This is a genomic window from Dyadobacter sp. HNCC25DJ187 (genome assembly GCF_056895255.1).
Map to the genome: position 1 here is coordinate 2442866 of NZ_JBXHAT010000001.1, position 14872 is coordinate 2457737.

The window sequence follows — 14872 nt, forward strand, 5'->3', positions numbered from 1 at the left end:
AAAAGTCATATTTGTAAAATAATTCGCTTTCCATTCCGCTTAAAGTATCAAGACTGATTCAGCTAATATTATTAAAATGAAAAATTTGTTTTCCTGGCAGCGCCTCTGGCCTCATTTGGTGGCAGTAGTTGGTTTCATCATCCTATCCCTTGCTTACGTCTCACCGGTGTTACAAGGCAAAAGACTGAATATGCATGACGACCAGCAAGCCAGAGCAGCATCGAGAGAAGTAGTTACTTATCACGAGCGAACAGGGGAATGGTCACAGTGGACCAACAGTATGTTCGGTGGTATGCCGGCGTATATGATCGGTACCGATTACGTAACCAGTCTACCGACCAAGTTGGGACAAGGTATCAATAAAATCTTACCCGCCCCTGCCAATTACCTGCTTACCGGGTTGGTGAGCGCTTATGTACTCTTTCTGGTACTGGGAGCCAGTGGCTGGGTAGCTGCGTTGGGTGCTATTGCCTTTGCATTTTCCTCTTTTAATATTATCAATCTCGAAGCCGGTCACGTCTCCCAAATCATTGCAGTGATGTATGCACCTGGTGTACTGGCGGGCGTCTTTCTTGCTTTCAGAAAAAACTGGCTCGTCGGAGCAGCTGTAACAGCCCTTTTCTTTTCCCTTGAGCTGTATGCCAACCACGTTCAGATCACCTATTATCTGGGCATTGGAGTAGCGGTTTTAGTGGTTATAGAGAGTATCGCGCTGATTAAAAATGGACGAATCAAAGAATTGACCTTGGTGCTTTTCGGGTTGGGATTTGCTGTAATCGTAGCGGTGGGTACACATACAACCAGACTTTGGAATGCATCAGATTACACCAAAGAGACCATCAGAGGAAAATCAGAGTTGAGCCCTATAGATGCTCAAAACGTTTCCAAGCAAGATGGATTGGATAAAGAATATGCCTTTACATACAGTTATGGAATTGGCGAAATATTGACATTAGTAGTTCCAAATGCCTATGGCGGGACTTCGTATGGACCGTTGAGCAATACATCAGAGACTTATAAAACCCTTGTCGGACGTGGCGTGGATGGAGCCACAGCATTGAACGTTGTGCAACAACTGCCGCTTTACTGGGGTGAACAGCCTATTATGGGCGGTCCGTATTATTTGGGATCTATCATATTTTTCCTGTTCGTGCTCGGATGTTTTATCATCAGACATCCGGTTAAATACTGGATTCTGGGTGTAACTGCACTGTATATTGTGTGGGCCTGGGGAAAAAGTATGGCGGGAATTAACTACCTGTTTTTTGATTACTTCCCGATGTTCAACAAGTTCAGGGCAATAACAATGGTGGTGTCGTTAGCAGAATTGCTGATGATCATTCTGGCTGTCCTGGCTCTTTCTGCAGTTGTCAGAAAAACCATTTTCTGGAAAGAACTACAAAAACCATTTTTGATTTCATTAGGAATTACAGGCGGACTAATGCTCATATTAGCGCTGATGCCTACACTTTTTTTTAGCTTCCAGTCTTCCAAAGATGCTCAGGTAGTTGAAAGTTTCACACAGATGACGCAGGATAAAAACTTCGCGCAGCAAATTGTCAACTCCATAGTTCAGGACCGTGCAGGTTTGATGAGAAGTGATGCTTTCAGAAGTCTGATATTTATACTATTAACGGCAGGATTGGTTTGGCTCTGGATGAAAGATAAAGTAAAGCCTCTGCTACTCTACCCTGCGCTGATCATACTGATGATCATTGACATGTTTGGTATTGACAAGCGTTATCTGAACAATGATGACTTTGTGAGCAGTTACGCAGCAGAAGCGAAAGCAGCTCCAAGTGCTGCAGATGAGCAAATTATGAGAGATCCGGATCCTAACTATAAGGTTTTGGACGTATCTTCTCAGCAAGGCCCGTTTAACAGTGCAGATGCAAGTTATTTTCACAAATCAATAGGTGGCTATCACGGAGCCAAATTACGCAGGTATCAGGAGTTGTTCGAAAGACAAATTTCGAAACCGAATGCCAATCCAGGTATTTTAAATATGCTGAATACCAAGTATATCCTTACCGCTGATCAACAGGGCAATAAAGTGGCACAACCTAATCCTGATGCTAACGGACATGCCTGGTTTGTAAACAGCTACAAAGTAGTGGCTAATGCAGATGCAGAAATGGCCGCATTGGATTCTTTAAAAACGAAAGAAGAGGCAGTTCTGGATCAGAAATTCGATGATAAGTTAAAAGGCCTGACACTTCAGAAAGATTCCACTGACAAAATAAGTCTGATTACCTATAAGCCGAATGAACTGACTTATGAGAGCAACTCTAAAAGTGAAGGTCTGGCTGTATTTTCTGAGATTTATTACAATGTGAGAAACGAATGGCAAGTCACTATAGATGGCAAACCAGCCGATCTGCTACGTGCCAACTATGTACTGAGGGCTTTGAGGGTACCCGCAGGGAAACATACCATCGTATTCAAATTTGAGCCGGTATCTGTCGCGGCGGGTAAAAAAATAGATCTTGTCAGTTCAATTCTTCTTGTAGCGCTAATCGCAGGGGCCTTCTTTGTAGAGGCAAAACGTAAGAACAATGCCTGAGGGCATTAATATTTTGGGTAAGAGAGAGAGAGAGCAGGTACTCAGGTATCTGCTCTCTTGTTTTCAGGGGTGTAATAATTTATCATTTCAACTGAAATAATCGCTCTTTTTTTCGCATTTTGTATATTTGAAACCATTGCTGATGTAGAACAACCTATGATGATATGCACGCTAGTTTGACCATGAAAAAAATTGCCAAAGAACTTGGCGTATCCGTTTCAACGGTTTCCCGTGCACTGCAGAATCATCCGAGAATTGGTGCCCAGACGACCGAAAAAGTGCAGAAACTGGCCCGACAACTCCACTACCAACCCAATAGCAGAGCTATCAATTTTAAGAATAAGAAATCTTATAATGTGGGTGTGGTGCTTCCTTATCTTACGGAACAATACTTTTCCATTGCACTTTCAGGCATAGAGGAAACACTTTCGGAAAAGGGGTATAACATGGTGGTGATGCAATCCAGAAATGACTATGAAAGAGAGGCTACGGCTATCAACTCACTCATCAGGCACGGTGTGGATGGGATACTGGTTTCCCTCGCTTCTGAAACTTATAATAAAAGCCATTTCAATGAGGCTACACACAAGGTGCCCATCGTATTTTTTGACAGAATATTGAAGCATCCCAGATATGGGGCGGTATACGGAGATATTACCAAAGCAGCATTTGAATTGACGCAATTTCTGATCTTACAAGGCTACACGAACATTGCACTCATGAACGGCCCTAACTCTTTGCAGGCTACTTCCGAAAGAGAAAAAGGATATATTGATGCCTTGAAATACCATGATCTTCCTACTCACAAACATTTCATCAAAAACCTGAATCTTACCAAAGAAGATACGATTCTCAAAATAAATGAACTCCTGAATCTCGAAATTCCTCCCAAAGTCATTTTTGCTTTTCATGACTACATAGCGCTTGACGCTATGCAGGTATGTAAGCACCGGGGATTAAAAATGGATCGTGATATCAGCTTTGTGACCTTTTCAAATTTATCATTCTGTTCGTATCTGGACAACCCTCCTATTGCCACTGTAGAGCAGTTCCCGGGCGAGCTGGGTAGCCAGGCTGCCCGACTACTGCTGGAAGCGATGGAGCATCCTGACACCTATGTTCCAAGAGAGATTGTGATTGAGCCAAAACTAATTATCAGATAAATGGAGGCAATAGTTATTCATAATTAATGTCTGTATAAGTCTGGATTAAAATCTACTACTTCTCAGCACCTTTCGGAATTTGCGCAAATTTGCGCAAACGATTGGGCAGCCATTTCAATCGGTTGCGCACCTATTTTTCTTCAATTTTATCAGAACACAACTTCATTTACTTTCCACAGAAATATACATTTACTTATGAGCTCTGACAAATCAATGATAAGTAGCCGCATGCATTCCGATACTTCGGTTAGTTCCCCGCTGACAACTTCTGCATCCGGTCGGATTTGTCTGTTTGGAGAACATCAGGATTATCTGGGCTTACCTGTTATTGCAGCAGCTATATCGCGTCGGATTGCCATCAATGGCGGTTTCAGAAGCGATGCGCAGGTGGTGATCCATTTACCGGATATCAATCAAAAGGAAATTTTTGAACTACAATCTGAAATACCTTACACAAGTCCCCGTGACTATTTCAAAAGTGCAATAAATGTCCTAACCCGCGAAGGCTATCAGTTTTCAAAAGGATTTGAGGTAACTGTACACGGAAACATCCCGATCAATTCGGGCACATCCAGCTCATCGGCATTACTGGTTGCATGGATCAACTGGCTGACTCGCATGGCCGACAATCCTTCTCCGCGAACACGGACAGAAATCGGTGAGCTGGCTCACAAGGCTGAAGTGCTCGAATTTGGCGAGCCTGGTGGCATGATGGATCACTATTCCACTTCGGTTGGAGGAGTGATTTATCTACAATCTCAGCCAATTGTAAAACTCGAAAATTTCCAACCCTCGCTGGGCAGTTTTGTACTGGGAGATTCCCGCCAGGCAAAGGATACACTTGGCATTTTGAAACATGTAAAATATGGCATGCTGGATGCACTGGAAAAAATAAGAAAAAGAGATCCGGCATTTTCTCTACATACATTCCCGGCAGCATTGACTCCCGACTATAAAACCCTGCTTACAGATGTAGAATATACGTTGTTAGAAGGTAACCTCTCAGACAGAGATGTGTTGATAGAAGCGCTTGAAATGCTACGCAACGACACGCTCAATCATCAGAGATTCGGAGAGTTGCTTAACATACATCAGCAAAGTTTGAGAGATGCCAAAAAAGTATCTACCCCGAAAATCAATGGTATGATCGACGCCGCTCTTGCCGCAGGTGCATTGGGTGCGAAAATTAACGGCTCTGGTGGTGGCGGCTGTATGTTTGCCTATGCACCCGAAAAACCCGAACAAGTTGCCGAAGCTATAGAAAGAGCCGGTGGAGCAGCATATATTATCCATGTGGACGAGGGCACAACTAGTAACGTCCTGGAATCAGCATAAGAATACTATTCCTAAATCCTGATAAATATCCTGCTGTTGCGCTCCTGTAATAGCAGGCATTTCCTAAACTTTAGCCTTTCAAAACCATGAAATCTGTTCAAGAACGTAGAAGTTTTCTAAAAAAAGGTCTGCTTGGAAGTGTGGGCCTTTATGGACTTACCAGTCAGACTCAAATTACTGAGCCTTTGGAACATGAATTAATTATTCCTGCTGCAAAAGGTAAATCTGTGATTGATCTGGCGGTGGCTCCTATTAAGCAAGTGAAAGTAGCACTGATCGGAATCGGGGCACGTGGAAGCGGACACGTGAGCCAGTTTGCCGCCCTGTTTCCTGATAAAGCGAAAGTAACCGCTCTCTGCGACATCCAGCCGGAACGTGTTGAAAAAGCAGCTGCCAAGCTTAAAGCCAAAGGTCAGGATGCGATTACTTATGCCGGCAAACCGGATGCCTGGAAAGAGATGTGCAAACGGGATGATATTGATCTGGTGGTAATAGCAACACCCTGGCGCGACCACGTTCCAATGGCGGTGTATGCCATGCAACAAGGCAAACATGTAGTGATTGAGGTTCCGGCCGCGTTGACACTGGACGAATGCTGGCAATTGGTCAACACTGCCGAAGAAACCCAGCGCAACTGCATGATGATGGAAAATGTCTGTTACGGTGATGAGGAGCTGTGGGTACTGAACATGGTTCAGCAGGAAGTATTCGGAACGCTTACTTACGCCGAAGCAGCTTATATCCATAACCTGACTGAGCTGATGCTGAGTGAGAAAGGTTACTACGATTTCTGGAGATTGAAAGAAAATATTGCTCACGATGGCAACTTATATCCGATGCACGGACTGGGACCTGTAGCTCAATATCTTGAAATTCTGCGTGGTGACAGATTCGAACATATTGTTTCAATGAGCAGTGTGGAAGCCTCTTTATCGGAAAGTATCAAAAAGCTTCCTTCGGGTCACCCGTATTCAGGTTTCAAAGGAACAATCCGTCATGGTGATATGAACACGTCGATGATCAAAACGAATAAAGGACGGATGATTACATTGAAACACGATGTGGTTTCGCCGCGCCCTTACGACCGTATCAACGCATTGGCCGGGACACATGCCTACCACGAAGGTTACCCAAGCAGATTATCCATTATCGACAAAGGTCATGAATTCCTGAAACAGGCCGACTACAACGAATACAAGAGCAGGTACAAACATCCGATCTGGGATAAACTTAAAAAGGAAATTGAAGTAAACGGCGGACATGGCGGAATGGACTTTGTTCTGATTTACAGAATAATCGACGCACTTAACCAGGGTCGTCCGATGGATATGGATGTATATGATGCCGCAACGTGGAGCTCGGTAATACCACTTTCAGAGACGTCGGTGAGTAAGGGAAGCGTCGCAGTTAAATTTCCTGATTTTACCAGAGGCAGATGGAAGGAGAAGAGAGAATTGGGGATTATGAAGTCACTTTAAATGAAAAAACGCTGCTTAATGCGAATTTGGCAGCGTTTTTTCTATTTTATTTTTTCTCAATTCCCGCAAGAATCCGGCCAATATCATTGGCTCTGTTCATAAATGACAAACTTGTATCAGTATCCCGGTCATCGATCGCATGCTTGAACTTTTTCAGCAGTTCAATATAATCCTCAAGTGCTTTGGATACATTCTGCTTATTCTGATCAAAAATAGGCGCCCACATTTGGGGAGAACTTTTAGCAAGCCTTACAGTTGATGAAAAACCAGTGCTTGCCATATCAAAAATAGCTCTTTCGTCACGTTCCTTGTCCAGAACGGTCAGGCCCAAGGCAAAGGAACTGATATGACTCAAATGAGATACATAAGCCAGATGCAGATCATGTTCGACCGGCGTCATGTAATGGATTTTCATACCTACATCACGCAGAAATGCCTCTACCAAACCAAGCGAATCGGGGTGACTTTTTTCTTTTCCGCAAATGATGACGTTTTTGTTTTCCAAAAGCTCCTTAAATGCTGCTCCCGGTCCTGAATTCTCAGTACCAGCCATTGGATGTACCGCCACGAACTGGTTACGTTTCGGATGATTGTCGGCCAGTGAGCAGATCAGTTCTTTGGTCGAACCAAGATCCATAATCGTTGCCCCCTCCGGAAGTTTGTCCAGCATATCAGGAAGTAAGGTATTGATCACATCCACAGGCGTAGCCAGCACATTCAACTCTGATATACTCAGCGCCTCATCCAGGGTAGCAATCTCATCCACAATCCCTTTTGCAAGCGCAATTTTTTGATTGACTACCGAAGCGTCAACCCCTATAAACTTTACATGCGGGTATTTTTCACGTAGTCCCAAAGCAAAGGAACCACCAAGCAACCCCACACCTATTATACTAATAACCATTTCCTATCCCGATTGAGAGGCTTCACAAAGCCCCAATTCAATATTATATTTCAACAACTCCCAAAACCCTCTGCCCTACTCCCTAATCCTCTCCACAGCTTCCCAAATCCTCTCCTTAGGCATACAAAGCGACAATCTGATATAGCGTTGTCCCTTAGGTCCGAATATGAAACCAGGAGCTATGAACACGTGCTTTTCTATCAGCAAACTATTCACCAGCTTTTCTGCAGACTCTACCGAATCGGGTAATTTCCCCCAAAGGAACATTCCTTCCTGAGCAGGATCCCAGGTACAGCCCACAGTACGCAAAAAAGCTTCGGACGCTTCCAATCGTCCCTGGTATACAGCGTTACGCTCCCTATGCCATTCATCGCTGTTACCAAGAGCCGCCGCCGCTGCTTCCTGCATAGCCCAGAACATTCCGGAGTCGACATTACTCTTGATCGTCAACACCGCATCGATATAAGGTTTCGCACCAGCAAGCCAGCCCATGCGCCAACCCGCCATATTGTGCGACTTACTCATAGAATTGAGCTCGATCGCAACTTCCTTCGCTCCTTGCACCAACAATAAGCTTATAGGAGCTTTTTTATTCAGCACCAGGCTATAAGGATTGTCATGGCACAAGAGAATCTTATGTTCTTTGGCAAAAGCAACTGCCTTTTCGAACAATTCAATTGTTGCAGGAGCACCTGTAGGCATGTGCGGATAGTTCATCCACATGATTTTTGTCTTCGGTGTAACCAGCTGAGCCATTACTTCCCAGTCGGGCTGCCAACCAAAATCCTCTCTGAGTGGATATTCAATCACTTCTGCTCCCACCATTTTACTCACAGCACGGTAGGCGGGATAACCAAGTTCCGGCACAAGCACTTCGTCGCCCGGATCAAGAAAAGTCAAAGAAATATGTGTAATCCCCTCTTTGGAGCCAATCAAAGGCAAAATTTCAGATGTAGGATTCAGATCGACCTGATAAGTTCTTTTATAAAAATCTGCGATTGCGGTGCGATAACTAACAGTACCTGTATAAGGCTGATAACCATGCGCCAACGATTTGTGGGCCGCTTCGGATAAAGCCTCAATAGTTTGGCTGGAAGGCATCATATCAGGATTTCCAATCCCGAGATTAATTACGTCGTGCCCTTCCGCAATCAGTTTCCGTACCTCAGCCAGCTTCACAGAAAAGTAGTATTCTGAAGTCTGACGGGTGCGCTGTGCAGTTTCTATAATCATTATGATCAGTAAATAATTCTGTCTGGCTATAACATGGAACGCTACCATGGCGCATGTCGCCAAACGGGGCGCAATTTACGATTTTTACCCTTACACACATAGTGTCAGGATATGCAATCTATTGCTTCTGAAAGTATAAAGCCACGAGAGTAATATAGGGAAGATCAACTTTTGCTTTAAAAGACGTGTATTGAGGTTAATCTGTTAATTTAGCATTATGAACTTTTACCGATATATACTCTTTCTGCTATTGCTTTCAGCCGGATGTTCCAAACCATCCGACAAAATCATCGTCGCGACTGCCGCTAATGTCCAGTACGTGATGCAGGAAATCAAAAAGGAATTTGAGAAAGAAACAGGCAAACCGATAGAAATTTTAGTCAGCTCATCAGGGAAACTCACTACCCAAATCCGCCAGGGCGCACCATTTGATGTATTTGTTTCGGCTGATACCAAATACCCTAATGAGATTTTCAATAAAGGCGGGGCCGAGGAAAAGCCGCGCGTTTATGCCTTGGGTACGTTAGTGATGTGGTCGAAAGAATTACCCGTGGAGAAGTTATCAGCCGATATTCTGACTGATGCGAGTGTAAAAAAAATCGCGATCCCCAACCCCGATGTTGCCCCTTACGGCGCAGCGGCTTTGGCATTTCTGAAAAAACGTCCCGATTTTGAGCAGATCAAAACCAAGCTGGTATATGGTGAAAGTATTTCTCAAACTGCTCAATATATTTCTTCAGGCACAGCTGAAATTGGCTTCAACGCATTATCCATTGTACTGGCTCCTGAAATGAAAGGAATAGGGAACTGGGTTGAAGTTGATTCTTCTTTATATCAACCTATCGAACAAGCTGCTATTTTACTTCGTCACAGTGATAATTCCCCCAAAAAGGAAACCAGCGAACAGTTCTACAAATTTCTCTATTCTGCCAAGGCAAAGGCTATCTTTAAAAAATACGGATACAAGTAATTCTTAGGTTAAAATGGATTGGCAGCCTCTATTGCTCACTTTCAAGCTCGCAACCATTACTTCAGCAATCTTGTTGATCGTGGCACTGCCTTTGGCCTATTGGCTTACGTTTGGGAAGTTCAGAGCAAGGGGAATTATCGAAGCATTAATTGGAATGCCACTGGTTCTTCCCCCATCCGTGATTGGTTTTTATTTGCTTCTGGCTTTCAGTCCCTCCTATTGGTTTGGCTCCTTCATTGAAGATACAATCGGGTTGCGATTGGTTTTTTCTTTTCCCGGTCTTGTAATCGCATCAATCATTTACAGTTTGCCTTTCATGGTTTACCCGCTTCGGGCAGGATTTCAATCCTTACCGGAGTCGTTAAGAGAAGCTTCCTATACACTGGGCAAAGGAAGGCTCGAAACCTTTTTAAAAGTACTGTTACCTAATTCGAAACCAGCCATACTGACCGCCTTTGTACTCACCTTCGCACATACTGTGGGAGAATTTGGCGTTGTACTGATGATCGGAGGCAATATACCCGGTGTAACCAAAGTAGCCTCTGTGGCTATTTATAATGAGGTGGAAGCGCTGCATTACGACGTCGCCAATCAATATGCACTCGTTTTGTTTCTGATCACTTTTGTCATTTTACTTATTGTTTACTCCATTAATAACCGATTACGAGGTGTCAGAAGAACTGCTTGAAATTGACATCAGCCACAGCTTACACACTGCCAGCGGAATTATGCCTATGGAGATATCGATTTCGTTGCCAGCAGGAAATATTTTGGCTATTACCGGCCCATCAGGTGCTGGAAAAACAACTCTACTGCGACAGCTGGCGGGCTTGACACAACCTGACGCGGGATACATCGGCTTCAAGGAAAACGTATGGTTGAATACTGAAAGCAGAATCAATGTCCCTGTTCAGAATAGAAATATAGGGTTTGTTTTTCAGGATTATGCGCTTTTCCCTCATCTTACGGTAGAAGAAAATCTCTTGTTTGCTTTACCGAAAGGCGGGGATACCGGAATTATTCATGAATTACTCTTCGCTGTCGGATTAAAAGAACTGGCAAATCGGAAGCCATTTCAATTATCCGGAGGACAACAACAGCGGGTAGCCTTAGCAAGAGCTTTGGTTCGAAAACCCGACGTGCTATTGCTTGACGAACCACTTTCGGCTTTGGACGCTTCCATGCGGGAAAATTTGCAGGAGTTACTTTTAAAATTCCATCAAAAGTTCGGCTTCACAATGATTATTGTAACGCACGATCTGAGCGAAATTTTTCGGCTCGCAGATCATGTTGCAATACTTAAGGAAGGAAAGCTTGACAGCTTCGGCACGCCGGCAGACGTTTACATTAAAGAGCAGCACAATAACAAGGACCTTGTACTACACGGCGAGGTTCTGTCCCGGATCAGTTTGCAGGAAGTAGTTCGGATACATGCTTTGATCAATTATAAAATGCACATTTTTGATTTGTCGGAACAGGAGGCAGAGCATCTGCATCCGGGCAGGCATTTCACTGTCTCATACCACCCCGACCATCTTACAATTCGTCCGATAAACAATTAAGCCACGTTTCATCTATTCATATTCACTTGGGGACAACTACTCAGGGTAACTTTTCATAGCATACGTCTTTTTTCAAAAACTAAACTCACATTTTTATGCAACGCTTTTATAAGCTGATTCAGATCGCACTAATAGCACTTCCTTTACTCGCTATGCGTCAGGATAAACCACTTAAAGTCATTTTCTTCGGTGATTCTATCACACAGGCAGGAGTCGGCCCCTCTGGTTATATTACCAAAATGACAGAAATGCTGAAAGCAAATGGAAAATCAGCTCAATACGAACTTGCCGGTGCAGGCATCGGGGGAAATAAAGTATACGATCTCTACCTGAGGCTCGAAGATGATGTTCTTTCTAAAAACCCGGATGTGGTATTTATTTACGTTGGTATCAACGACGTATGGCATAAGACTTCTCACGGTACGGGAACGGATGCTGACAAATATGTAAAGTTTTACGATGCGCTGATTCGTAAAATGAAGGCACAGAATATCCGTGTGATTGTATGTACGCCGACAGTTATCGGAGAAAGAAATGACAATTCGAACGCGCAGGATGGAGATTTGAACTACTATTCAAAACTAATCAGAGACATTGCGACAAAAAATAATGTACAGCTTTGCGATCTGAGAAAGGCTTTTGGCGACTACCTCCTGAAAAATAATCCTGAGAATAAAGAAAAAGGAATCCTGACATCAGACCGCGTTCACCTGACAGACGATGGCAATAAGTTTTTAGCGGAGAGGATGATGGAGGCTTTGGTTCAGAAATGACCCGGCCTGCGCGACCCGGTCTGCGCGACTCGGTCTGCATGACGAAGTCAGGCTGAACGGCAAAAGCACAACCTACTAAAGCTTTACTGCATGATCTTTCCATACAGAACTAACTAAAACAAGCATGGTTAACTTTTCCGTGCAGACCAGCTATCGCTGTTCAGACCGGAACGCGACCCGGTCTGCATGACGAAGTCAGGCTGAACGGTAATTACGCAACGTTCAAAAGCACCACTACCTAATTCTTCCGTGCAGACCAGCTACCGCTGTTCAGACCGGAGGCGACCCGTTCAGCCTGACTCGGTCTGCATGACGGAGTCAGGCTGAACGGTAAAAGTGAAACCTACTAAAACATTACTGCTTGATCTTCCGTGCAGAATTAACCAAAACAAGCATGGTTAATTCTTCCGTGCAGACCAGCTATCGCTGTTCAGACCGGGTCGCGTAGACCGGAACGCCCTGATCGAAAAGTAGCTACTCCCAAAGCTTGGCAGGATATACCCCATTCTCATGAAGAGGAGAAAGAGCAGCCTGTACCATTGGCTTATCTTCCGGATAGGTTACACCAAACCAGTCAGACTGGCTGCGGAATACACGGCAATCGCCCAGACCATTTTTGATGATATGTGTCATCACAGTCGGAATATAGAATTCAGCCTTTGGTGTATTCAGATTTTCTCTTGCATATACTTCAAACAAATCCTTGGTAATAGGGAACATCGATGGCTTGAAACCCCAGAAATTCATGGAAACCGGCGTTTCCTGCGCTAATTCTGTCAATTGATCATTCTCTTCAAAATAGATCGTTCCATCCTTTTCAAATATCTTCGTCCGTTCTATAACCGATTCCAGATTGTGATCTTCTCTCTCGATACACACCCCTCTGGAAACTGTTCCATTTTCCGAAAGTGTGCGTTTGAGTTCATAGCCTATCATGGCATGCTGATTCTCGTTTTTATCGTTTGTCAGGAAGTCAGCCATCGTTTGAAATGCCTCTCTTCCATAAAAATCATCAGCGTTGATTACTGCAAAAGGAGTATCTGTTTGCTCCCACGCACAAAGTGTGGCATGGCCGGTTCCCCATGGCTTTACACGTTCAACCTTACCCAGATCTTCCGGAACATAGGATTGTATGCCTTGAATAGCGAAATCAAAATCAATTTTACCTTCTAGTTTAGGAGAGAAAATCGCCTCCGAACTTTCACGAATTTCTTCGCGAACAATAAAAACTACCTTGCCAAAACCTGCACGAATAGCATCAAATAGCGAATAATCAATGATCGTTTCGCCGTTAGGCCCAAATTGATCAAGCTGTTTGATACCGCCATAACGGCTACCCATTCCTGCGGCCAGAATTAAAAGTGTTGGTTTCATTAAATTCCTGTTATTGAATATTGCGTATAGTGAAAAATACGTTTTTTTAGATGTTATTTACTAACCATTCAGTCACGCAAATTAACCTGATTATACTGTATAAACGAAACGCGCCATGAGATTTCATGACGCGTTTCGTTTAATAAATATTTTTAAAATCTGCTAAACAGCGAAGCTCTCCCCGCAACCGCAGGTCCTTGTAGCATTTGGATTAATGAATTGAAAACCCTTCCCGTTCAGTCCGTCCGAGAATTCCAGAACAGTACCTGCAAGGTAAAGTAAACTCTTTTTATCCACTATAATTTTAACTCCTTTATCCTCGAAAACCATATCTGTAGGTTTTGAGTCAGAATTGAATTCCAAATTATAAGTGAGGCCGGAACATCCGCCTCCTAAAACACCAACACGTATTTGATAGTCATCCTGATGACCTTCCGCATTTCTAAGTTCTACTATCTTACTTTTGGCTGTTTCGCTTACAGTTACCATAGCCTATTCATTTTTATGATTGCAAATGATTAACGTCCTTGTTATTTAAGAAAGTTCATCAAAATTCAAAAAGTTACACGATTATCAGTAGGATTCCAACACTATGGCACCTCCTTCGTTGATTCCGGATAAGTGCATTGTTGCATCAATACCTGACTTCAAAAAGGTACTCACCATAGCTTCGCCGGCTTTTCTCGCATTTTCAATACCCCTGGAAAGTGCAAACATAGAGGGACCGGATCCTGATATACTACAGCCCAAAGCACCATTGTCAATGGCAGCTTTTTTCACTTCATTAAATCCTGGAATCAATATCGAACGAACAGGTTCAATTATAACATCTACCATCGAACGGCTGATCAGCTCATAATCCGACTTCATTAATCCTGCCACTAAGCCAGCAACATTGCCCATCTGTGCAATTGTATTTTTCAGCGAAACTTCATCCCGAAGTATATAGCGTGCATCCTTTGTATTAATCTCAATATCAGGATGTACTAAAGTGCAATACAAATCCTCAGGCACGGGTACAGAAAATATATCGAGTGGCGTATAGCTTCGGATTACTACAAAGCCTCCCAGCAAAGAAGGACCTACATTATCAGCATGAGCAGAACCTGAGGCGATACGTTCACCCTCCATCGCAAAACGAAGTAATTCTTTTCTTGAAAGCGGACTTCCGAGCAATTCATTCAATGCCACTACGCCGGCAACCGCGCTCGCAGCACTGGAACCCATTCCGCTACCCAGGGGCATATTTTTATGCAAAACAACTTCGCAACCAAAATCAGACATATTGAGATGGTTCAACAAATGAAGCATCACTACGGTTACTGCATTTTTTTCAGCTGATCGTGGCAATCTTCCGTCATCTCCGGTAATGTCGGTAATGATTATACCCGGCTCATCTCTCCGTCTGATTTCCACGGTATCTCCAGGCTCCTGTATTGCAAAACCAAAAATATCAAATCCGCAGGCTACATTGGCTACCGTTGCGGGGGCAAAAGCTTTTATATAATTCACTGTAG

General features: G+C 43.7%; 13 protein-coding genes. 8 read left to right on the plus strand and 5 right to left on the minus strand.

Annotation, left to right across the window (positions count from 1 at the left end; genetic code table 11):
• Window positions 1–76 precede the first annotated feature (76 nt).
• From AC1XUE_RS10250 to AC1XUE_RS10265, 4 genes are all read left to right on the plus strand, one after another.
• The gene (locus AC1XUE_RS10250) at window positions 77–2563 is read left to right on the plus strand and encodes a hypothetical protein (RefSeq protein ID WP_483355835.1); all 2487 of its coding nucleotides are present in this window, start codon (window positions 77–79) and stop codon (window positions 2561–2563) included.
• 182 nt (window positions 2564–2745) lie between these two features.
• Window positions 2746–3726: a LacI family DNA-binding transcriptional regulator gene (locus AC1XUE_RS10255; protein WP_483355836.1), complete on the plus strand. Its 981-nt coding sequence runs from the start codon at window positions 2746–2748 to the stop codon at window positions 3724–3726.
• Between the two features lie 228 nt (window positions 3727–3954).
• Window positions 3955–5061, plus strand: a complete 1107-nt coding sequence (locus AC1XUE_RS10260) for a GHMP family kinase ATP-binding protein (protein WP_483355837.1) — start codon at window positions 3955–3957, stop codon at window positions 5059–5061.
• 86 nt (window positions 5062–5147) lie between these two features.
• Complete coding sequence (locus AC1XUE_RS10265) at window positions 5148–6539, plus strand: Gfo/Idh/MocA family protein (protein WP_483355838.1); 1392 nt, start codon at window positions 5148–5150, stop codon at window positions 6537–6539.
• A gap of 46 nt (window positions 6540–6585) precedes the next feature.
• Here the strand turns inward: AC1XUE_RS10265 and AC1XUE_RS10270 are convergent, their stop codons facing one another.
• Complete coding sequence (locus AC1XUE_RS10270; protein ID WP_483355839.1) at window positions 6586–7443, minus strand: prephenate dehydrogenase; 858 nt, start codon at window positions 7441–7443, stop codon at window positions 6586–6588.
• Window positions 7444–7518: 75 nt separating this feature from the next.
• Entirely contained in the window at window positions 7519–8676 is a 1158-nt protein-coding gene (locus AC1XUE_RS10275; protein ID WP_483355840.1) for a pyridoxal phosphate-dependent aminotransferase, read from the minus strand.
• Between the two features lie 217 nt (window positions 8677–8893).
• On the opposite strand from AC1XUE_RS10275, the gene modA reads away from it, so the two are divergent.
• The 4 genes from modA (at window position 8894) to AC1XUE_RS10295 (ending at window position 11981) form a co-directional block, all read left to right on the plus strand.
• Window positions 8894–9646, plus strand: coding sequence for a molybdate ABC transporter substrate-binding protein (gene modA / locus AC1XUE_RS10280; RefSeq protein WP_483355841.1), 753 nt, complete (start codon window positions 8894–8896; stop codon window positions 9644–9646).
• Window positions 9647–9659: 13 nt separating this feature from the next.
• The gene (gene modB / locus AC1XUE_RS10285; protein ID WP_483355842.1) at window positions 9660–10334 is read left to right on the plus strand and encodes a molybdate ABC transporter permease subunit; all 675 of its coding nucleotides are present in this window, start codon (window positions 9660–9662) and stop codon (window positions 10332–10334) included.
• A complete protein-coding gene (locus tag AC1XUE_RS10290; RefSeq protein ID WP_483355843.1) occupies window positions 10315–11208 on the plus strand; it encodes a sulfate/molybdate ABC transporter ATP-binding protein in 894 nt (297 codons plus the stop codon). The genes modB and AC1XUE_RS10290 overlap by 20 nt, the downstream gene beginning before the upstream one ends.
• 95 nt (window positions 11209–11303) lie before the next feature.
• On the plus strand, window positions 11304–11981 hold the full coding sequence (locus tag AC1XUE_RS10295) for an SGNH/GDSL hydrolase family protein (protein ID WP_483355844.1): 678 nt from the start codon (window positions 11304–11306) through the stop codon (window positions 11979–11981).
• A gap of 474 nt (window positions 11982–12455) precedes the next feature.
• On the opposite strand, the gene AC1XUE_RS10300 is transcribed toward AC1XUE_RS10295, so the two are convergent.
• From AC1XUE_RS10300 to AC1XUE_RS10310, 3 genes are all read right to left on the minus strand, one after another.
• On the minus strand, window positions 12456–13355 hold the full coding sequence (locus tag AC1XUE_RS10300) for a nucleotidyltransferase family protein (RefSeq protein ID WP_483355845.1): 900 nt from the start codon (window positions 13353–13355) through the stop codon (window positions 12456–12458).
• A gap of 162 nt (window positions 13356–13517) precedes the next feature.
• Window positions 13518–13844, minus strand: a complete 327-nt coding sequence (locus AC1XUE_RS10305; RefSeq protein ID WP_483355846.1) for a HesB/IscA family protein — start codon at window positions 13842–13844, stop codon at window positions 13518–13520.
• Window positions 13845–13928: 84 nt separating this feature from the next.
• Window positions 13929–14867 (minus strand): homoserine kinase, encoded by a 939-nt coding sequence (locus AC1XUE_RS10310; RefSeq protein WP_483355847.1) that lies wholly within the window; start codon window positions 14865–14867, stop codon window positions 13929–13931.
• Window positions 14868–14872 lie beyond the last annotated feature (5 nt).